18 protein-coding genes are annotated in these 19,099 nt (G+C 65.8%); 9 read left to right on the plus strand and 9 right to left on the minus strand.

Annotated elements, in window-relative coordinates; genetic code table 11:
• Window positions 1-67: 67 nt before the first annotated feature.
• The 4 genes from mdh to ACQR0U_RS00070 form a co-directional block, all read right to left on the minus strand.
• On the minus strand, window positions 68-1,036 hold the full coding sequence (mdh, locus tag ACQR0U_RS00055; RefSeq protein ID WP_009031546.1) for a malate dehydrogenase: 969 nt from the start codon (window positions 1,034-1,036) through the stop codon (window positions 68-70).
• Between the two features lie 226 nt (window positions 1,037-1,262).
• Window positions 1,263-2,444 (minus strand): cell division protein ZapE, encoded by a 1,182-nt coding sequence (gene zapE, locus ACQR0U_RS00060; protein WP_315715924.1) that lies wholly within the window; start codon window positions 2,442-2,444, stop codon window positions 1,263-1,265.
• A gap of 153 nt (window positions 2,445-2,597) precedes the next feature.
• Window positions 2,598-3,176 carry an RNA 2',3'-cyclic phosphodiesterase gene (thpR, locus tag ACQR0U_RS00065; RefSeq protein ID WP_315715923.1) on the minus strand — a complete coding sequence of 193 codons (579 nt, stop codon included), beginning with the start codon at window positions 3,174-3,176 and terminating at the stop codon, window positions 2,598-2,600.
• 205 nt (window positions 3,177-3,381) lie between these two features.
• A complete protein-coding gene (locus ACQR0U_RS00070; RefSeq protein WP_315750842.1) occupies window positions 3,382-4,014 on the minus strand; it encodes an arylesterase in 633 nt (210 codons plus the stop codon).
• Between the two features lie 55 nt (window positions 4,015-4,069).
• On the opposite strand from ACQR0U_RS00070, the gene ACQR0U_RS00075 reads away from it, so the two are divergent.
• The 4 genes from ACQR0U_RS00075 to ACQR0U_RS00090 all read left to right on the plus strand — a co-directional run bounded on the left by ACQR0U_RS00075 (window position 4,070) and on the right by ACQR0U_RS00090 (window position 9,113).
• Window positions 4,070-4,807: an ABC transporter ATP-binding protein gene (locus ACQR0U_RS00075; protein WP_315750630.1), complete on the plus strand. Its 738-nt coding sequence runs from the start codon at window positions 4,070-4,072 to the stop codon at window positions 4,805-4,807.
• Window positions 4,804-7,374, plus strand: coding sequence for an ABC transporter permease (locus tag ACQR0U_RS00080; protein WP_434842419.1), 2,571 nt, complete (start codon window positions 4,804-4,806; stop codon window positions 7,372-7,374). The genes ACQR0U_RS00075 and ACQR0U_RS00080 overlap by 4 nt, the downstream gene beginning before the upstream one ends.
• Before the next feature lie 264 nt (window positions 7,375-7,638).
• Window positions 7,639-8,430, plus strand: a complete 792-nt coding sequence (locus ACQR0U_RS00085) for a Bax inhibitor-1/YccA family protein (RefSeq protein ID WP_250172563.1) — start codon at window positions 7,639-7,641, stop codon at window positions 8,428-8,430.
• A 155-nt stretch (window positions 8,431-8,585) separates the two neighbouring features.
• Window positions 8,586-9,113, plus strand: a complete 528-nt coding sequence (locus ACQR0U_RS00090; protein WP_315716183.1) for a GNAT family N-acetyltransferase — start codon at window positions 8,586-8,588, stop codon at window positions 9,111-9,113.
• Window positions 9,114-9,158: 45 nt separating this feature from the next.
• Here ACQR0U_RS00090 and ACQR0U_RS00095 read toward each other — a convergent pair whose 3' ends face one another.
• The 3 genes from ACQR0U_RS00095 to acnA all read right to left on the minus strand — a co-directional run bounded on the left by ACQR0U_RS00095 (window position 9,159) and on the right by acnA (window position 13,633).
• Window positions 9,159-9,524: a DUF2794 domain-containing protein gene (locus tag ACQR0U_RS00095; RefSeq protein WP_315750627.1), complete on the minus strand. Its 366-nt coding sequence runs from the start codon at window positions 9,522-9,524 to the stop codon at window positions 9,159-9,161.
• A 420-nt stretch (window positions 9,525-9,944) separates the two neighbouring features.
• Window positions 9,945-10,727 carry a DUF1223 domain-containing protein gene (locus tag ACQR0U_RS00100; RefSeq protein ID WP_315716182.1) on the minus strand — a complete coding sequence of 261 codons (783 nt, stop codon included), beginning with the start codon at window positions 10,725-10,727 and terminating at the stop codon, window positions 9,945-9,947.
• A gap of 188 nt (window positions 10,728-10,915) precedes the next feature.
• Entirely contained in the window at window positions 10,916-13,633 is a 2,718-nt protein-coding gene (gene acnA, locus ACQR0U_RS00105; protein ID WP_316169945.1) for an aconitate hydratase AcnA, read from the minus strand.
• 223 nt (window positions 13,634-13,856) lie between these two features.
• Here acnA and ccmA point away from each other — a divergent pair, with 223 nt between their 5' ends.
• The 5 genes from ccmA to ACQR0U_RS00130 all read left to right on the plus strand — a co-directional run bounded on the left by ccmA (window position 13,857) and on the right by ACQR0U_RS00130 (window position 17,124).
• On the plus strand, window positions 13,857-14,486 hold the full coding sequence (gene ccmA / locus ACQR0U_RS00110) for a heme ABC exporter ATP-binding protein CcmA (protein WP_315715916.1): 630 nt from the start codon (window positions 13,857-13,859) through the stop codon (window positions 14,484-14,486).
• A gap of 325 nt (window positions 14,487-14,811) precedes the next feature.
• Window positions 14,812-15,480, plus strand: a complete 669-nt coding sequence (gene ccmB, locus ACQR0U_RS00115) for a heme exporter protein CcmB (RefSeq protein WP_315715915.1) — start codon at window positions 14,812-14,814, stop codon at window positions 15,478-15,480.
• 93 nt (window positions 15,481-15,573) lie between these two features.
• Window positions 15,574-16,350 carry a heme ABC transporter permease gene (locus ACQR0U_RS00120; protein ID WP_315750625.1) on the plus strand — a complete coding sequence of 259 codons (777 nt, stop codon included), beginning with the start codon at window positions 15,574-15,576 and terminating at the stop codon, window positions 16,348-16,350.
• A gap of 1 nt (window position 16,351) precedes the next feature.
• On the plus strand, window positions 16,352-16,531 hold the full coding sequence (gene ccmD / locus ACQR0U_RS00125) for a heme exporter protein CcmD (protein ID WP_315825771.1): 180 nt from the start codon (window positions 16,352-16,354) through the stop codon (window positions 16,529-16,531).
• Window positions 16,528-17,124: a DsbE family thiol:disulfide interchange protein gene (locus ACQR0U_RS00130; protein ID WP_316191883.1), complete on the plus strand. Its 597-nt coding sequence runs from the start codon at window positions 16,528-16,530 to the stop codon at window positions 17,122-17,124. The genes ccmD and ACQR0U_RS00130 overlap by 4 nt, the downstream gene beginning before the upstream one ends.
• A 302-nt stretch (window positions 17,125-17,426) precedes the next feature.
• Here the strand turns inward: ACQR0U_RS00130 and ACQR0U_RS00135 are convergent, their stop codons facing one another.
• Both ACQR0U_RS00135 and ftsY read right to left on the minus strand, forming a co-directional pair.
• A complete protein-coding gene (locus ACQR0U_RS00135; protein WP_315750623.1) occupies window positions 17,427-18,029 on the minus strand; it encodes a septation protein A in 603 nt (200 codons plus the stop codon).
• Window positions 18,030-18,114: 85 nt separating this feature from the next.
• Window positions 18,115-19,062: a signal recognition particle-docking protein FtsY gene (ftsY, locus tag ACQR0U_RS00140; RefSeq protein ID WP_434845002.1), complete on the minus strand. Its 948-nt coding sequence runs from the start codon at window positions 19,060-19,062 to the stop codon at window positions 18,115-18,117.
• Between the last annotated feature and the right edge of the window lie 37 nt (window positions 19,063-19,099).

Consider the following 19,099-nt stretch of genomic DNA (forward strand, 5'->3'; position numbering starts at 1 on the left):
GTATACCATATACCAAACATCCTGCAACTCGATGTGGGCGAGATTACGCCCCGTGAATGACCCCTGATCAGCGGCCGAGTAGGTCGGGCGCGATCTTCTTGCAGGCGTCGACCAGGCCCTGCACGGCGGCGACCGACTTGTCGAACGCCTCGCGGTCCTTGCCGGCGAGCTCGATCTCGACGATGCGCTCGACACCCTTGGAGCCGATCACGACGGGCACGCCGACATACATGTCCTTGACGCCGAATTCGCCGTTGAGATGCGCCGCGCAGGGCAGCACCCGCTTCTTGTCGCGCAGATAGCTCTCGGCCATTGCGATCGCCGACGCCGCCGGAGCGTAGTAGGCGGAGCCGGTCTTCAGCAGGTTGACGATCTCGGCGCCGCCGTTGCGGGTGCGATCGACGATCTCGTCGATGCGGGCCTGCGACGTCCAGCCCATCTTGACGAGGTCGGGCAGCGGAATGCCGGCAACGGTCGAGTACTTGGTCAGCGGAACCATGGTGTCGCCATGACCGCCGAGCACGAAGGCGGTGACGTCCTCGACCGAGACGTTGAACTCATCAGCCAGGAAGTAGCGGAAACGCGCCGAGTCGAGCACGCCGGCCATGCCGACGACCTTCTTGGCCGGAAGCCCCGAGGCCTTCTGCAGCGCCCAGACCATCGCGTCGAGCGGATTGGTGATGCAGATGACGAAGGCGTCGGGCGCGTACTTCTTGATGCCGGCGCCGACCTGCTCCATCACCTTCAGGTTGATCGACAAGAGGTCGTCGCGGCTCATGCCCGGCTTGCGCGGTACGCCCGCGGTAACGATGCACACCTTGGCGTTGTCGAGCGCCTCATAGGAGTTGGCGCCGGTGTAGTGCGCGTCGAAGCCGTCGACCGGCGATGACTGGGCGATGTCGAGCGCCTTGCCCTGCGGAACGCCTTCGGCAATGTCGAACATCACGACGTCGCCGAGCTCCTTGAGGCCGACGAGGTGAGCCAGCGTTCCGCCGATCTGACCGGAGCCAATCAAAGCAATCTTGTCGCGCGCCATGGCAAATTTTCCTTTGAACCCGAAGGAGTGAGGGAGGTTGAAAAGTCGACTGGTGGTTATCCCTTTCGCCCCGGCCGTTCAAGTCAAGCTATGGCCAATTGACGGGCCTGCCTTGATTTCGATCAGGACCGGGCGACGGCTGCTGATGATCCTTTCAGCATGATTGGCGTGGCCTTTTCGCGGCTGTGTGCCCGGCGGCTGGCGTTCGCCAAAACTCCAGTATTTGTCAGGTTTCGACCAACCCCGTGGAAGTCCCAGATGCCGCCGAGTCCTTCCGCCCGTGCGGCAGGGCCAGATAGGAGTCCGAACCCATCTCGATCAGGCGCGAGGTGGTCCGCTTGAACTCCATGGCCTCGATGCCCTCGGTCGCGACGTAGAGCGAAATCGGGTCGGCTTCGGCGGAGGCGATCAGCTTCACGGCGTTGTCGTAGAGCGTATCGATCAGGGTGATGAACCGCTTGGCGGCATTGCGCTCGGCCAGATCCATGACCGGAACGTGATCGATCAGGATCGTATGATAGTCGTGCGCGAGCCGCAGATAGTCCGAGGCCGCCAGCGGCTTCTCGCAGAGATCGGCAAAATCGAAGCGGGCGACGCCGTTGGCGGAGCACGGGACGTGCAGGATGCGCCCCTTGATCGTCATGTCGCGCGGCTTGCACTTGGCATGGCCCGTGAGCCGCGCCCAGGCCTTGTCGAGCGCCGCTCGCGCGTCGACATCGGCCGGCACCAGCCACATCTTCACGCCGGCCAGCTTCTCCAGCCGGAAATCGGTGCGCGCGTCCAGCCGCATCACGTCCATGTGGTCGGCAATCTGCTTGATGAAGGGCAGGAACAGCGCGCGGTTGAGGCCGCCTTTGTAGAGGTCTTCAGGCGCGACGTTGGAGGTCGCCACCACCACCGTGCCGAGCTCGAACAGCCTGGCGAACAGACGTCCCAGGATCATCGCGTCGGCGATGTCGGTGACATGGAATTCGTCGAAACAGAGCAGCCAGGCCTGATCGAAGATCGCCTGCGCCGTGAGACCGATCACATCGGCATCGGCGAGCTCGCCGCGCGCGATGTTCTGGCGGTAGCCGTAGATGCGCTCATGCACCTCGGCCATGAATTCGTGAAAATGCGCGCGGCGCTTGTGCTCGACGGGACAGTTCTGGAAGAACAGGTCCATCAGCATGGTCTTGCCGCGCCCGACCTCGCCGTGGACATAGAGGCCGTTCGGCGGCTCGCTCTTGTCGGCAAAAAGGCGGCCCAACAAGCCTTGCTTGCGCGTGGGCTTGTAGGTGGAGAGCCGGCGCTCCAGCGCCGCCAGGGCGTCGGCGACCTCGGCCTGGGCGAGGTCGGCCTCGATCGCACCGGTATCGACCAAAGACTGATATTGCGCGCGGAACGCGTCTGACGGAGTGGACAGCATGAGCCCACTCTAGGTCATGAGACTTACGCAAAATGCAATCCGCAAATGGTGGAAGCCGCCATGCGTCGGAGCCGTGTGGTCGTGGTATATGGCACGCAAACGCCGCCGTGATCGTTAGTCCGGGGCTAACGACGTTCGTCTTCGCTCCCGGCCTCAGCGAACGGCTGGCTTGAACGACCCCGCTGCAGACCTCACCCCCGGCGAGAGGTCGTAGGCGTCCTCGACCACATAGGGCCCGCCGCCGGTCGAGGCACGCGACGAAAACAGCACGAAGCGCTCGGCCATGAACACGCGGCTCGGGAAATAGCCGCGGACGGAGAGATAGTCGGCGACGTCCTGGCTCGACGCATCGTGCAGCCGCGCCAGCGTGACGTGGGGCACGAATTTGCGGCCCTCCGGATCGAGCCCGATCCGCTGCATGAGCCGCTCGAGCTCGGCCTGCAGCTCGATCAGGGGGCGGCTCGGCGCGACGTTGGCAACGACGGCGCGCGGCTTGCGGCCGCCGAAGCTGGAAAGACCCTGCACCGTCACTTCGAACGGCTTGCGGTTCACCCGCCACAGCATCGAGGCGATCTCGTTGGCGGAGGCGCCGTCAATGTCACCGATGAAACGCAACGTCACATGGTAATTTTCGGGATCGATCCAGCGGGCGCCGGGGAGGCCACCCCGCAAACCGGAAAGCGTGTGGCCAACCTCGGCCGGGATTTCCAGTCCAGTAAACAAACGCGGCATCGTTTCGGGACTCCCGATGCTGGAGGCTGATCTCGAAAATTGACGAGATCATGCCTTCGAGAAATGATCGACGACGAATCGCCAATGCATCATTCCTACCGAACTTATATGACTCCGCGACGGAAGGCGGGTTAACGCCGGTAAAAGCTGCGGAAAACCCGGTCCTTAAGGTTATCGCAAATGATCGACGCGGCGCTTCGTTCCGTCATTGCCCACGAAGCGGACGCAGGAATGCTTCCGCCGTAGGCAACAGCCTGGACACGATGATGTCGACGCCCGCCGCAGTGGGGTGGATGCCGTCGGCCTGGTTCAGCTTGGCGTCGGCGGCGACGCCATCGAGGAGGAATGGATACAGCGGCACGTCGAACTGCTTGGCGAGATCGGGGTAGATCGCGTTGAATTTCGCGGCGTAGTCGCTGCCGAAATTCGGCGGCGCCAGCATGCCGCACAGCATCACGGCGATGCCCCTAGCCTTCAGCCGGGCCACGATCTCGCTCAAAGCCTTGCGCGTCACGGCGGGATCGATGCCGCGCAGCGCGTCATTGGCGCCGAGCTCGACGATGACCGCTTCGGTCCCCTCCGGCACCGACCAGTCGAGCCGGTCGCGGCCGCCGGACGAGGTGTCCCCGGACACGCCGGCATTGGTGAGGTCGATCGGCAGCCCCTTGGCCTGCAACGCCTTCTGCAGCTTGGCTGGAAACGCATCCGAGGCGGACAGGCCGAGTCCCGCGCTCAAGGAATCGCCGAGAACGACGAGCTTGATCGGCTTGACGGCCTCGGCACCCGCGAACGCGGGCCCGACTGTCATCAAGGCGAGCATCAACACGAGTATGTGCACGAAGATATGTCCGCGCCTCTCGACCCGGCTTGCGGAGTTGCCATATGACCGAGCCATGGACAGTCTCATCGAAACCTCGCCTTTGGCCGGCCTTGCGCCGGACACCATTACCATCTCGAACGTCAACCTCTCGCTCGGCACCGGCGCGGCGCGGGTCCATATCCTCAAGGACATCAGCCTGCGGGTGGGACAGGGCGAGACGATCGGTCTGATCGGACCGTCGGGCTCTGGCAAGTCCACATTGCTGATGGTGATGGCGGGGCTGGAACGTCCTGATGGGGGTGAGGTGGTGGTCAACGGGACCGCTTTCAATGCCCTGGACGAGGACGCTCTGGCGCGGTTCCGCGGCCGCCAGGTCGGCATCGTCTTCCAGTCCTTCCATCTGATCCCGACCATGACGGCGCTGGAGAATGTCGCGGTGCCGCTGGAGCTGGCGGGCCATTCCGGCGCCGCCGAGCGCGCCGCCCGCGAGCTGGATTCGGTCGGACTCGGACACCGGCTGCACCACTATCCGACCCAGCTCTCGGGCGGCGAGCAGCAGCGCGTGGCGCTGGCGCGGGCACTTGCGCCGGACCCGGCCATTCTGGTGGCCGACGAGCCGACCGGCAATCTCGACGAGACCACCGGACGGCAGATCGTGGACCTGCTGTTCACCAAGCATGCCGAGCGCGGCATGACGCTGGTGCTGGTGACCCATGACAGCGGGCTTGCGCATCGTTGCGACCGCGTGGTCCGGCTGCGCTCGGGGCGGATCGAAGCCGACGGCGGCGCGCACGAGCCGGCCCTCGCATGACCACCGTCGCTGAACCGATCGCCGGCGGCCGCATGGCCGCACTGCCCGTGCGCTACGCGCTGCGCGAGCTGCGGGGAGGCCTGCGCGGCTTCTACGTCTTCATCGCCTGCATCGCGCTCGGCGTGCTCGCCATTGCCGGTGTCGGCTCGGTGGCGGCGAGCCTCAACGACGGCCTGGTTCGCGAAGGACGCACGCTGCTCGGCGGCGACGTTGCCTTTTCACTGTTCCAGCGCGAGGCCAAGCCGGAGGAGATCGACTTCCTGCGCTCGCGTGGAACGCTGTCGCTGGCTGCGACCCTGCGCGCCATGGTGCGCTCGGGCGACGCCAAGCTGGCGCTGGTCGAGCTGAAGGCGGTCGACAACGCCTATCCGCTGCTCGGCAAGGCCGAGCTCCAGCCAGATCTGCCGATGGCCGACATCCTGGCCGAGCGCGACGGCGTCTACGGAGCTGCGGCGGATCCGGCGCTGCTGGCTCGGCTCGATCTGAGGATCGGCGACACCGTCACCATCGACACGGTCCGCTTCCAGATTCGCAGCGCGCTGCAGGCCGAGCCCGACAAATTGTCCGGCGGCATCGGCCTCGGGCCGCGCTTCCTGATCAGCGAGGCGGGCCTGCGGGCCACGCCGCTGCTGCAGCCGGGCAGCCTGGTGCGCTGGACCTACCGGGTCCGGCTGCCCGACAATGCCAAGGACGACCACGCGGCGGCGTCCTTCATCGCCGATACCCGCCTGACGCTGCCCTCGGCCGGATGGGAGATCCGCAGCCGCAGCAACGCCTCGCCGCAACTGGAGCGGACGATCGGCCGCTTCACCCAGTTCCTCACCCTGGTCGGTCTCGCCGCCCTGCTGGTCGGCGGCGTCGGCGTCGCCAATGCGGTCAAGAGCCATGTCGACCGTCGGACCGAGGTGATCGCGGCCTTCAAGGCCCTCGGCGCCACCAGCCGCGACGTGTTCGGCATCTACCTCGTGCAGGTGATGGTGCTCGCCACGATCGGTTCGATCATCGGCCTCAGCGCCGGGGCGGCCCTGCCGTTTGCCATCGTCGGGCTGTTCGGCAACATCCTGCCGCTGCCCGTGATCCCGGCCATTCATTCGGACGAGCTGGTGCTGTCCTTCGTCTATGGTCTGCTCACCGCACTGGCGTTCGGTCTGTGGCCGCTCGGGCGCATACGCGACGTGCCGGTGGCGGCGTTGTTCCGCGAGGCGGTTATCGCCGAATGGCACCGTCCGCGCTGGAGCTATCTGGTGCTGATCGCGGGCACCGTCGCGCTGCTGATCGCAGTCGTGATCGGCCTGTCCTACGACAAGCGCATCGCAGCCGTGTTCGTCGTCGCCGCCGCGCTGGTGTTCGTGCTGTTGCGCGGCATTGCCGCCGCGGTGATGGCGATTGCGCGCGCCCTGCCGCGCAGCCGCTTCCCGATGCTGCGGCTGGCGGTCAGCAATATCTATCGCCCGGGCGCGCTGACACCGTCCGTGGTGCTGTCGCTCGGGCTGGGACTCGCCGTGCTGGTCACGATTACCCAGATCGACGGCAATCTGCGACGCCAGTTCCTGGCTCAACTGCCGGAACAGGCGCCGTCCTTTTTCTTCATCGACGTCCCCTCCGGCGAGGCCGACCGCTTCCGCGACTTCCTCAAGGACCTCGCCCCTCAATCCACTGTCGAAGACGTGCCGATGCTGCGCGGGCGCATCGTCTCCGCCCGCGGCGTGCGCGCCGAGGACCTCAAGGCGACAACTGACACCGAATGGGTGCTGCAGAGCGACCGGGGCCTGACCTATACCGCCGAGGTTCCCAAAGGATCCAAGGTCGTCGAGGGTGAGTGGTGGGGCGAGACCTACAGCGGCCCGCCGCTGGTTTCGATCGAGAAGCGGATCGCCGACGGTCTCGGCCTCAAGCTCGGTGACGACATCGTGGTCAACGTGCTCGGACGCGACATCACGGCGCGGATCGGCAACATGCGCACCATCGACTGGCAGGGGCTCGGCATCAATTTCGTGCTGGTGTTCTCCCCGAATGCCTTCAAGGGAGCGCCGCACACCCATGTCGCCACCCTCACCGAAGCGCGCTCCGATACCGCCGAGGATGCCCGTGTCATCCGCAAGGTGGCCGACGCCTTCCCGATGGTGACCAGCGTGCGGGTCCGCGAGGTGATGGAGACGGTGGGCTCGGTGGTCTCCAACCTCGCGCTCGCCATCCGCGGCGCCAGTGCGGTGACGCTGATCTCGGCCATCCTGGTGCTGGGCGGCGCGCTGGCAGCCGGCCACCGCCACCGGGTCTACGATGCCGTCATCCTGAAGACCCTGGGCGCGACAAGGCTGCGGCTGCTCGGCGCCTACGCGCTGGAATATCTGATGATCGGGTTTGCCACCGCCGCGTTCGGCGTCATCGCCGGCTCGGTGTCCGCCTGGCTGATCGTGACCCGGCTGATGACGTTGAGCTTCGCCTGGCAGGCCGGCAGCGCCGCGCTGGTCGTCGTAGCCGCGCTGATCGTGACGGTCGGCCTCGGTCTGGCCGGCACGCTGCTGGCGCTCAACCAGAAGCCCGCGACGGTTCTTCGGAATCTGTAGCGGCTTGCGCGCTCATGCCGCACGGTTAACGCGATTTCTGCGGCTGGGACGCGCGCGGAGCGACATTCAGCCGCGCGTGGAAGCTTGCGGCGGATATGCTAGTTTCCCATCTAGGGAATGGGCTCAGAGACCTGCCAAAAGATGGCGAATTTGCCGATGACGCAAATTTAATATCTGCAGCAGCGGGTATGAGATAGGGTTTTTCGAGAACCGGCCGAAGGTCCTGTCAGGACCGGGCTGCCGGGCAACCAACGGGAATCGACCATGTCGGACCTAGACCGCAACTATGCTTCACCCTTTGGCCGGGTGGCCGGGCGCGCCGATGCCGCGACCGTCGACGCCGGTCTGCGCGCCTACATGCTGCGCATCTACAATTACATGAGCATCGGCCTGGCCATCACCGGCCTTGCGGCACTGGGCGTCTACATGGCGTCGGTGACCGGCGATCCGGCGGCCGGCGTGTTCAAGTTCGGCAACGCCTATCTGACGCAGTTCGGCTACGCGATGTTCGTGAGCCCGCTGAAGTGGCTGTTCATCCTGGCCCCCCTGGTCATGGTGTTCGCGATCTCGGCCGGCATCAACCGCTTGGCGCCGTCGACCGCGCAGATCCTGTTCTGGGTGTTCTCGGCCTTGATGGGCATCTCGCTGTCGTCGATCTTCCTGGTGTACACCCACACCTCGATCGTGCGGGTGTTCTTCATCACCGCGGCGACGTTCGGCGCGCTGAGCCTCTACGGCTACACGACCAAGCGTGACATGACGGGCATGGGTTCGTTCCTGTTCATGGGCCTGATCGGGATCGTGCTGGCGAGCCTCGTGAACCTGTTCCTGGCGAGCTCGATGCTGCAGTTCATCGTCTCGGTGATCGGCGTGTTCGTGTTCGCCGGCCTGACCGCCTGGGACACGCAGCGTCTGAAGAACGAGTACATCTACGGCTACGCTTCCGCGGGCGGCGACATCGCGGAGCGCGCGGCAATCACCGGCGCCCTGTCGCTGTACTTGAACTTCATCAACCTGTTCACGCTGCTGCTGCAGTTGCTCGGACAGCGCGACTGATCCAAGCGCTCGAACGAGCGACCTTCGAAGCCCCGGCCTCACCGCCGGGGCTTTTCGTTTGCACAAACCCCGATTGCGACCGGCGCAAAGCCGCAGCGGCAGCCATGCCGCGAGGCCGGATTGATCGCCGCGTCCGCCCGGGTATGCTTCCCTTCATGTCCGACATTGAAATCCGGCCCACCCAGGAGGCCGACCTTCCCGCCATCACCGCCATCTACGGCCAAGCCGTCCGCGAGGGCACGGCCACCTTCGAGCTCGACCCTCCGGATCTGGCGGAGATGACGCGCCGCTTCCGGGCGCTCCGCGACGGCGGCTTCCCCTATTTCGCTGCCCTGCTGGACGGAGAGGTGGTGGGCTATGCCTATGCCGGGCCCTACCGGCCCCGCCCTGCCTATCGCTTCACGGTGGAGAACTCGGTCTATCTCGCTCCGGCCAGCCAGCGTCGCGGCATCGGGATGCGCCTGATGCGGCGGCTGATCGACGCCTGTGAGGAGGGAGGCTTTCGCCAGATGATCGCCGTCATCGGCGACTCCGCCAATTCCGGCTCGGTCGGGCTGCATACCGCCTGCGGCTTCCAGATGATCGGCACCCACCCGAGCGTCGGCCTGAAATTCGGCCGCTGGCTCGATACTGTGATGATGCAGCGCCCGCTCGGGGCCGGGAGCAGCGACGTCCCGGCGTAAGGCAGCGCCAGTCGGAATGTCATGATCAAGCCGGAACGCGTGGGATCAGACCAGGGCTGGTTTGGGCGCGATCACCAGCAGCACGCGCTCGAGCTCGTGGCCGCGGCGCAGGATCAGCCCGGTGGCCGAGATCACGCTGTACATGCCCTGCTTGCGTGCGAGACGCGGATCCTTCTCGATGCGGTAGATCGGCACCTCGGACGCCCGGCGAAACACGGAGAAGACGGCCCGGTCACGCAGGAAGTCGATTGAATAGTCGCGCCACTCACCGTCGGCGACCATGCGGCCGTAGAGGTTCAGGATGCGGTTCAGCTCCAGGCGGTCGAACGTCACCCGGCTCGGCGCTGCGGCCGCACTGCGCGCCGCCGCGCGGTTCTCGCTGGGGTCGGCGTCCTCCGGCGTGAGGTTCATTGGCGTCCTCCTGTCATCCGTGTGACATGATCGCGCCATCCGGCAGAAGCCGCAAGGGGCCGTTTTCGTTGTTGAAGTTCGACCGAGCCTGCGAGGCCGTCGGTTCCGCGAACACGCAAGCGTCACGGGATCGTTAGCAGAATCATAATCGCGCCGTCTTTCCGCCCACCGACCGCCCCCGACCTTCGGCATAAGATTCGTGTGCGTTGGCCCGGTCCTTTCGGTTCCGGATTCCTCAGCCCCCAGCCCCCCGGGGTCGTCAGGATCGGGTCTATTCACAAGTAAGGCAAAGGGCCAACGCAAGTTGGTCCTTTTGCTTTTCTGGCGTGAGCTGCACGTAAGATTGTCGGGACGCGCCGTCGCACGGACGTGACGCGCCCAACGCAGGTCAGCGAAAACGAAGATCAGGACGACGGAAGATCAGCGCTCGGGACCGCGCGCCGTTGCTGAAGCCCGTCCGCCCAACGGCAACTCGGAAAAGGCGGCCCCGAGCATCGGCCCAGGGCGGTCGCGACTGCCGTCCTGCACATAGACGACGGTGCCATCGACGCCCTCGCGGGCGATCTTCTCCAGCGGCACGCTCCATCTGACCGGCGACCCGTTCCAGTCACCCAGCTTCTGAAGACCGCGAACGACGTTGTAATAGGTCAGATCACGGCCGCTGTTCTCGCCGCGGCCGACCGAGATCGGGACCACCCGCGAGATCGAGCAGACCCAGACCTCGCCGTGCTTGCGCGGCATCTGGTCGTTGGCCGCGGCCACGGAGACAGTAAGGTCCTGGCCGTCGACCGACAGCCTCACCGGCACCGACATCACGCTGCCACCCTGGACGGTCTCCTCGATGGCACCCTCGATCGCCTCGCGGTCGCTGCCGATCACATGCACGGAGCCGTTGACCACCGCCTGCGGCGTATAGACCTCGCGGTCGCCGCGCGCACGAGAATAGGCCCGCTGCCGGGCCGTGAAGCGGGAGTCGGCCAGCGTGTCCTTCCAGCCGAGATAGTCCCAGTAGTCGATCGGCAGCGACAGCGCGATGACCGAAGGATCTCTGGCGAGCTCGCCGAGGATCTTGTCAGCCGGCGGGCAGGACGAACAGCCTTGCGAGGTGAAGAGTTCGATCACCGCACGGGGATCGGACGCAGCTGGCCGGACGAAAGCGATGACCGCACAGACACTCAGCGCTGCGCGCGACCACCACGACATCTGTCCACTCATCGCCACTGTCCCGTCTGGACCACCGTCCGCTGCGCCCTGTGCATCACTGCATCCGCGATGCCGTCCTCGTAGTTAACAAACCGAAAATGCAAAAGAGGCGGCCTTTGTCATAGGCCGCCTCCTTCATCACCCGCTACTCACTTCAGAGTGAGCCAAACTGTCGCATCGCGCGTTGGTTAAGCGGCGAGCTTGCGCAGCACGTAGTGCAGGATGCCGCCGTTGCGGTAGTAGTCGAGCTCGTCGAGCGTATCGATCCGGCAGAGCAGCGGCACCTGCTGCGCCGCGCCGTCGGCCGAGACGATCTCGGCGGTCAGGGTTTGGCGCGGCTTCAGGTCGCCTTGCAGGCCCTTGATGGTAACCTTCTCGTCGCCCTTGAGGCCGAGCGAGGACCAGGACGTGCCTTCCTGGAAGGTGAGCGGCAGCACGCCCATACCCACCAGATTGGAGCGATGGATGCGCTCGAAGCTCTGGCAGATCACGGCACGGACGCCCAGCAGCCGGGTACCTTTGGCGGCCCAGTCGCGCGACGAACCGTTGCCGTATTCGGCGCCGGCGAACACCACCAGCGGCACGCCCTCTTCCTGATACTTCATCGCGGCGTCGTAGATCGACATCTGCTCGCCGTCGGGCCAGTGCTTGGTCAGGCCGCCCTCTGGAATGTTGCCGTCAGCACCCTTGAGCATGAAGTTCTTGATGCGGATGTTGGCGAAGGTACCGCGCATCATGATCTCGTGATTGCCGCGGCGCGTGCCATACTGGTTGAAGTCAGCCGGGCGGACCTGGTGCTCGCTGAGGAACTTGCCGGCGGGCGAGGTCAGCTTGATCGAACCGGCCGGCGAGATGTGGTCGGTCGTGATCTTGTCGCCGAACAGCGCCAGCACGCGAGCCTCGACGATGTCCTTGATCGGCTCGGGCTCCTTCTTCATGCCCTCGAAATACGGCGGGTTCTGCACGTAGGTCGACGACATGTTCCAGCGATAGGTCTCGCTCTCGACCGTCTTGATCTTGCGCCAGTTGGTGTCGCCCTTGAACACGTCGGCGTAGCGCTTCTTGAAGATCGACGCCTTGACGAACTTCTTGACGAAGTCGTTGACCTCCTTGGTCGTCGGCCAGATGTCCTTCAGGTAGACCGGCTTCTTGTCCTTGCCGATGCCGATCGGCTCGACCGAAAGATCCTTGGTCACGGTGCCGGCCAGCGCATAGGCCACGACCAGCGGCGGCGAGGCCAGATAGTTGGCCTGCACGTCCGGCGAGACGCGGCCTTCGAAGTTGCGGTTACCCGACAGCACGGCCGCCGCGACCACGCCGTTGTCGTTGATCGACTTCGAGATCTCCTCCGGCAGCGGGCCGGAATTGCCGATGCAGGTGGTGCAGCCGAATCCGACGAGGTTGAAGCCGACCTTGTCGAGGTCCTTCTGCAGGCCCGAGTTGGCAAGGTATTCGGCAACCACCTGACTGCCGGGAGCGAGGGAGGTCTTCACCCACGGCTTGGCCTTGAGGCCCTTGGCGGCGGCGTTGCGGGCCAAGAGGCCGGCGCCGATCAGCACGCTCGGATTCGAGGTGTTGGTGCAGGAGGTGATGGCGGCGATGACGACGTCGCCATGGCCGATGTCGAAGTCCTTGCCCTCGACCGGGAAGCGCTGCGCAGCGTCGGGCTTCTTGTACTCCCCAGCCAGCGCGGTCGCGAAGCCTTCGGCCACCGCCGGCAGCGCGATGCGGCCTTCGGGACGCTTCGGACCGGCCATCGACGGCACGACGTCGGCGAGATCGAGGGTCAGCGTCTGCGTGAACACCGGGTCCGGCGACTTGGCAGTGCGGAACAGACCCTGCGCCTTGGCATAGGCCTCGACCAGCGCGACGCGCGGCGCCTTGCGACCCGAGGTCTTGAGATAGTCGATGGTGGCGGCGTCAACCGGGAAGAAGCCGCAGGTCGCGCCGTATTCCGGAGCCATGTTGGCAATGGTCGACTTGTCGGCGACCGAGAGATGGTCGAGGCCGGGGCCGAAGAACTCGACGAACTTGCCGACCACGCCGAGCTTGCGCAGCATCTGGGTGACGGTCAGCACGAGATCCGTCGCGGTGACGCCTTCCTTCAGCGCGCCGGTCAGCTTGAAGCCGACGACGTCTGGCAGCAGCATCGACAGCGGCTGGCCGAGCATGCAGGCCTCGGCCTCGATGCCGCCAACGCCCCAGCCGAGCACGGCGAGACCATTGACCATGGTGGTGTGGGAGTCAGTGCCGACCAGCGAATCCGGATAGGCGACCTCGAAGGTGCCCTTGGTGCGGCCGACCGTCATCTTCTCCTTCTTGGTCCAGACCGTCTGCGCCAGGTATTCGAGGTTGACCTGGTGGCAGATGCCGGTGCCGGGCGGCACGACGGAGAAGTTCGAGAACGCCTTTTGGCCCCATTTCAGGAATTCGTAACGCTCCTGGTTCTGCTTGTACTCCTCGGCGACGTTCTTGCCGAACGCCTTGTTGTCACCGAAGTAGTTCACGATCACCGAGTGGTCGATGACGAGATCGACCGGCACCAGCGGGTTGATCTTCTCGGCATCGCCGCCCAGCTTCTGCATCGCGTTGCGCATCGCCGCGAGGTCGACCACCGCCGGCACGCCGGTGAAATCCTGCATCAGCACGCGCGCCGGGCGGAAGGCGATCTCATGCTCCAGCGACTTCTTGCGCAGCCATTTGGACACCGCGACGATGTCGTCCTTGGTGACGGTGCGGCCGTCCTCGTTGCGCAGCAGGTTCTCGAGCAGCACCTTCATCGAATACGGCAGCTTGGAGATGTCCTTGAGACCGTTCTTCTCGGCTGTGGGCAAGCTGTAATAGATGTAGCTCTTCGTTCCGACCTTGAGGGTCTTGCGACACTTGAAGCTGTCGAGCGAGGTCATGCGTGGAAATCCCAATTGATCTGTATACCCGGAGGGGGTATTTAAGAACCGTCAGCGCGAGGCGCCGGATGGCTTGCAGCGGGCGATTGTGTGCTGCATCAAGGTCGGGCTTATAGAAGCTTTCTAACTGCGCCGCCACAGAGACAAGCAAGTCCCGACGTGGCATCACCCACAAATTCTCACGCGCTAGCCATCAATTCCCTAGGGGCTGTCACGACGGGCCATGCAGGCGACTTCAACACTGTCTCCGAAGCTGTTCGGCCGCGACGTCAGGTGCGTGCGCGGCGGCCGCGAGGTGTTCGCAGGACTAGCCTTCGAAGCGGTCGCGGGCGAGGCGCTGGCGGTGACCGGACACAATGGTGCGGGCAAGACATCACTGCTGCGGTTGATTGCCGGTCTGCTGCTGCCGGCGGGCGGCTCCATCGCGATCGAGGGCGGTGAGAGCGAGCTCACGGTGCCCGAGCAGGCGCATTATCTCGGCCACCGCGACGCGCTGAAGCCGGCGCTCAGCGTGCGCGAAAACCTGACCTTCTGGGCCGAATTCCTCGGCGGCGGCATCACGCGGCCGATCCCCGACTGCCTCGCGGCCGTCGGCATCGCCCACGCCATCGACCTGCCCGCCGCCTATCTGTCCGCCGGCCAGCGCCGCCGGCTGTCGCTGGCCCGCCTGCTCGCGGTGCCCCGCCTGCTCTGGCTGCTCGATGAACCGACCGCGGCGCTCGACGTCGCCGGGCAGGCGATGTTCGCGGGGCTGATGCGGGAGCATCTCGCCGGGGGTGGGCTGATTGTCGCGGCGACGCACGGCCCGCTCGGCATCGACACACGCGAGCTGCGGATCGGGGAGGCTCGATGATTCCCTCTCGCCTCTTCGCAGTCCCACCCACCGCTCTCTCCGTTCCCGCCCCCCTTGTGGGGGAGGATCAGGGACGGGGGTGCCCCACGACGCGCTCTAACTTGTTTGACGAGATTCGGTTGCACCAACCAACGTCCCATCGGCGCGCCGACCCCTCCCCCCTGCGGGGAGGAGCCGGCGGTCCGCAACGGCAGCGTCACCTGGAGCCACCCCCCTCCCCAGCCCTCCCCCATCTCCCCCACAAGGGGGGACGGAGCGCAGTTTGCGGGTCGAGGGAGCGCGGCTCACCATCTGCCATCAAGCAATCAGCCGAGGCCCTATCCGCATGACCGCCCTCGGTGCCCTCATCCGCCGCGACATCAAGATCGCGCTGCGTATCGGCGGCGGCGCGTTGATCGGCGTGCTGTTCTTTCTTACCGTCGTGGTGCTGATGCCATTCGCGGTCGGGCCGGATCTGGCGCTGCTGACCCGGCTCGGCCCCGCCATCCTCTGGCTCGGTGCCCTGCTCTCCAGCCTGCTCACCCTGGACCGGCTGTTCACCGCCGACCACGAGGACGGCTCGCTCGACCTGGTCGTGATGAGCCGGACACCGCTGGAGCTGGCCTGCGCCGCCAAGGCGCTGGCGCATTGGCTCGCCGCCGGCCTGCCGCTGGTGATCGCGACGCCCGTGCTCGGCCTGCTGCTCAACCTCGACGCCACAGCGACCGGCGCCGTCGCGCTGACGTTATTGGCGGGCACGCCTGCCCTGACCTTCATCGGCATGATCGGTGCAGCACTGGCTGTGACGATGCACCGCGGCGGGCTGCTGCTGGCGGTCTTGGTGCTGCCACTTTCGATCCCAGTGCTGATCTTCGGCGTCGCGGCGTCGCAGGCGGCCATCGTCGGCCCGCTGCCGTTCGGGGCGCCGTTCTCGATCCTGTGCGCATTGTCGCTGGTGAGTTTCGTGATCGGCCCGTTCGCCGCCGCGACAAGCTTGCGGAACGGGCTGGATTGACCCGCCGCCCGCCGGGGTTTGACCATGATCAACTCTTACCTAGCGGCGTCGTGCTGATTGCCTGCAACCGCTTCCGCCTTTAACAAGGGTCTCATGTCGCTGATCGACCTCGCCAATCCCACCCGGTTCCTTGCGCTGGCGGCGCGGCTGCTGCCGTGGCTGGCGCTGGTCACGGCCGCGCTGCTGGCTGCCGGCCTGTACCTCTCCGCGCTGGCGCCCGACGACTATCAGCAGGGCGCGACCGTCAAGATCATGTTCATCCACGTGCCCAATGCCTGGCTGTCGATGTTCGTCTGGAGCATCATGAGCATCGCCTCGCTCGGCACCTTGGTGTGGCGGCATCCGCTCGCCGACGTCGCTGCCAAGGCCGCCGCCCCGATCGGCGCCAGCTTCACGTTCCTCGCTCTCCTCACCGGCTCGCTGTGGGGCCGGCCGATGTGGGGCACCTATTGGGAGTGGGATGCGCGGCTGACCTCGGTGCTGATTCTGTTCCTGATGTATCTCGGCCTGATGGCGCTGTGGCGCGCGGTCGAGGATCCGACCCGCGCCGCCCGTGCTGCCGCCGTGCTGACGCTGGTTGGCGCGATCAACCTGCCGATCATCAAGTTCTCCGTCGACTGGTGGAACACGCTGCATCAACCGGCGTCGGTGATGCGGATGGGCGGTCCGGCGCTCGACAAATCATTCCTGATCCCGCTGCTGGTGATGGCCGTCGGGTTCTCGTTCCTGTTCATTACCCTGCATGTCGCGGCGATGCGCAACGAGATCCTGCGCCGGCGCGTCCGCAGCCTGCAGATGATGCAGGCCCGCGCCTACACCACGGCCGCACCAGCCGACGATGCGGCAGGCCAGATCGCGGGAGCGGCTTGACATGGACCTCGGCCCCTATACCTCCTTCATCGCCACCTCCTATCTTGCGGCGGCGCTGGTCGTGATGCTGCTGATCGGCTGGATCGCCATCGACTACCGCACCCAGAAGGCGCGTTTGCGCGCGCTCGACGACAGCGGCATCAGCCGCCGTTCCGGCCGCGCCGCGACGGATATCCAATGACCGAACAGGCTGCGACAGAGCCGGCGCCGCGGCGCCGCTCATTCCTCATGCTGCTGCCGCTCGTGGTGTTCCTCGGACTGGCGGCGCTGTTCTGGTCGCGCCTGGGCAACGGCGACCCGTCGCGCATTCCATCCGCGCTGATCGGCCGCCCCGCGCCGGCCACGCCGCTGCCGGCGCTGCCGGAACTGGCGAGGGACGGCACGCCGGTGCCCGGCCTCGACCCGGCTGCACTCAAGGGCAAGGTCAGCATCATCAATGTCTGGGCATCGTGGTGCGTGCCCTGCCACGACGAGGCGCCGCTGCTGGTCGAGCTCGGCCGCGACAAGCGCTTCCAGATCATCGGTATCAACTACAAGGACGGCGCCGACAACGCCCGCCGCTTCCTCGGCCGCTACGGCAACCCTTATGACGTCGTCGGCGTCGACGGCAACGGCCGCGCCGGCATCGAATGGGGTGTCTATGGCGTGCCCGAGACCTTCGTCGTCGGCCGCGAGGGCACCATCGTCTACAAGCTGGTCGGCCCGATCACGGCGCAGAACATCGATGCGGTGTTGAAACCGGAAATCGAGAAGGCGCTGAAGGCGGGTTCGTAAGCCTCGCGCAGCCATCGGAGCTTCAGCGGCAAACACGCTCCTCTCTCTGCGTCGTCATTCCGGGGCGGCGCGAAGCGACGAGCCCGGAATCCATACTCACGAGCGGTCGTTTGGCGAAGACGGGCGCCACAGCCATCTCGCGTCACACGCCTTGTCGTGGTTATGGATTCCGGGCTCACGCCGCTGCGCGGCGCGCCCCGGAATGACGGCGCGGAGAACCTCGAAGCGAAGCAATCCGGAGCACCTACGGGCCTTGGATTGCTTCGTCGCTACGCTCCTCGCGATGACCGCGTTCGGGGCAGCTACCCCTTGCTCACATCCCCTTCCGCCGCATCGCTGGCTTCGAGCGACGCCGGGTCCTGGTGGTAGCGCTTGATCAGCGGCATCTGGGCGATGGCGAAGATCATGGTCAGCGGCACGACGCCGAACGCCTTGAAGCCGACCCAGAAATCGGTGCTCTGCGTGCGCCAGATGATCTCGTTCAGCACCGCCATCGCGGCAAAGAACAACGCCCAGCGGAAGGTGAGGATGCGCCAGCCCGCGGGCGTCAGGTTGAACATCTGATCGAACATGATCGCGATGAAGGAGCGATTGAACAGCAGCCCGCCACCGAGCACGGCCGCGAACAGTCCGTAGATGATGGTCGGCTTGACCTTGATGAAGGTCTCGTCGTGCAGCACCAGGGTCAGCGTGCCGAACACGATGACGACGACGGCGGTCACCAGCGCCATCAGCGGGACGTGCCGCGTCACCACGTAGGACGCGATCAGCGCCGCGATGATCGCGACCATGAACGCGCCGGTCGCCGCGAACAGGTTGAACTTGGCATTGACCACGAAGAAGATGATCAGCGGGCCGAGCTCGGTCGCGAGCTTGAACAGCGGGTGCGGCTGGGTCTTGTCCATTCCATGTCCTGTTGGCTGCAGCCACGGCAGCGGTTGATCCGGTCGTCTCGATCTGGCGGTGGGCCGGAGCCCGAGCGTGGCGACGTCAATCCTCGATGCCGGCGATCGCCCGCGCAAAATCTCTCGCGGCGAACGGTGAGAGATCATCGACCCCCTCGCCGACGCCGATGAAGTGCACCGGCAGCTTGAACTTCTCCGACAGCGCCACGAGGATGCCGCCGCGCGCCGTACCGTCGAGCTTGGTCATCACGAGGCCGGTGACGCCTGCCGTACGATGAAACGCCTCGACCTGCGACAGCGCATTTTGTCCCACCGTCGCGTCGAGCACGAGCAGCACCGCATGCGGCGCCGACGCGTCGACCTTGCGAATGACACGCACCACCTTTTCGAGCTCGTTCATCAGCTCGGCCTTGTTCTGCAAACGGCCGGCAGTATCGACCAACAGGATGTCGCGGCCCTGCTCCTTGGCCGCGGTGATGGCGGTGAACGCAAGGCTAGCGGAGTCCGAGCCCTGCGCGCCGGCGATCACCGGCGCCTTGGTGCGCTCGCCCCAGACCTTGAGCTGCTCGATCGCGGCGGCGCGGAACGTGTCGCCCGCGGCCAGCATCACCTGCCTGCCTTCGGAGGCGAATTTCTGCGCCAGCTTGCCGATCGTGGTCGTCTTGCCGGAGCCGTTGACGCCGACGACGAGAATGACAAACGGCTTGTGGCCCGGCGCGATCTCGAGCGGCTTCGCCACCGGCGACAGCACCTTCTCGACCTCGGTCGCGACCACCGCCTTGACCTCGTCGGCGCTGATCGCCTTGTCGTAGCGGCCGGTCCCGACGGCGTCGGCGATTCGCGCGGCGACCTGGGTGCCGAGATCGGCGCGCAGCAGCACGTCCTCGATGTCGTCGAGCATCGCGCGGTCGAGCTTGCGCTTGGTGACGAGATCGGCGACGGCCGTGCCGAGCGCGCCGGACGTGCGTTTCAGGCCGGCCGACAGCCGCCGCCACCACGACAGCTTGGGTGTTTCGGAGGTGGTATCGTTCATGGCGTGGTGTTAGCCCTTTCCATTCCCAAACGAAAGC

Source organism: Bradyrhizobium sp. HKCCYLRH3097, from assembly GCF_051167875.1.
In the GTDB taxonomy this organism is placed as follows: Bacteria; Pseudomonadota; Alphaproteobacteria; order Rhizobiales; family Xanthobacteraceae; genus Bradyrhizobium.

Bases quoted from the DNA above. Each gene is read 5' to 3' on its own strand.
- acnA (WP_316169945.1), bottom strand. From the start codon at position 13,633: ATGACCTCGCTCGACAGCTTCAAGTGTCGCAAGACCCTCAAGGTCGGA.
- ccmD (WP_315825771.1), top strand. From the start codon at position 16,352: ATGGACCTCGGCCCCTATACCTCCTTCATCGCCACCTCCTATCTTGCG.
- ACQR0U_RS00100 (WP_315716182.1), bottom strand. From the start codon at position 10,727: ATGTCGTGGTGGTCGCGCGCAGCGCTGAGTGTCTGTGCGGTCATCGCT.
- ACQR0U_RS00075 (WP_315750630.1), top strand. From the start codon at position 4,070: ATGGACAGTCTCATCGAAACCTCGCCTTTGGCCGGCCTTGCGCCGGAC.
- ACQR0U_RS00085 (WP_250172563.1), top strand. From the start codon at position 7,639: ATGTCGGACCTAGACCGCAACTATGCTTCACCCTTTGGCCGGGTGGCC.
- thpR (WP_315715923.1), bottom strand. From the start codon at position 3,176: ATGCCGCGTTTGTTTACTGGACTGGAAATCCCGGCCGAGGTTGGCCAC.
- ccmA (WP_315715916.1), top strand. From the start codon at position 13,857: ATGCAGGCGACTTCAACACTGTCTCCGAAGCTGTTCGGCCGCGACGTC.
- ACQR0U_RS00120 (WP_315750625.1), top strand. From the start codon at position 15,574: ATGTCGCTGATCGACCTCGCCAATCCCACCCGGTTCCTTGCGCTGGCG.
- ACQR0U_RS00135 (WP_315750623.1), bottom strand. From the start codon at position 18,029: ATGGACAAGACCCAGCCGCACCCGCTGTTCAAGCTCGCGACCGAGCTC.
- ACQR0U_RS00080 (WP_434842419.1), top strand. From the start codon at position 4,804: ATGACCACCGTCGCTGAACCGATCGCCGGCGGCCGCATGGCCGCACTG.
- mdh (WP_009031546.1), bottom strand. From the start codon at position 1,036: ATGGCGCGCGACAAGATTGCTTTGATTGGCTCCGGTCAGATCGGCGGA.
- ACQR0U_RS00130 (WP_316191883.1), top strand. From the start codon at position 16,528: ATGACCGAACAGGCTGCGACAGAGCCGGCGCCGCGGCGCCGCTCATTC.
- ACQR0U_RS00090 (WP_315716183.1), top strand. From the start codon at position 8,586: ATGTCCGACATTGAAATCCGGCCCACCCAGGAGGCCGACCTTCCCGCC.
- ftsY (WP_434845002.1), bottom strand. From the start codon at position 19,062: ATGAACGATACCACCTCCGAAACACCCAAGCTGTCGTGGTGGCGGCGG.
- ACQR0U_RS00095 (WP_315750627.1), bottom strand. From the start codon at position 9,524: ATGAACCTCACGCCGGAGGACGCCGACCCCAGCGAGAACCGCGCGGCG.
- ccmB (WP_315715915.1), top strand. From the start codon at position 14,812: ATGACCGCCCTCGGTGCCCTCATCCGCCGCGACATCAAGATCGCGCTG.
- zapE (WP_315715924.1), bottom strand. From the start codon at position 2,444: ATGCTGTCCACTCCGTCAGACGCGTTCCGCGCGCAATATCAGTCTTTG.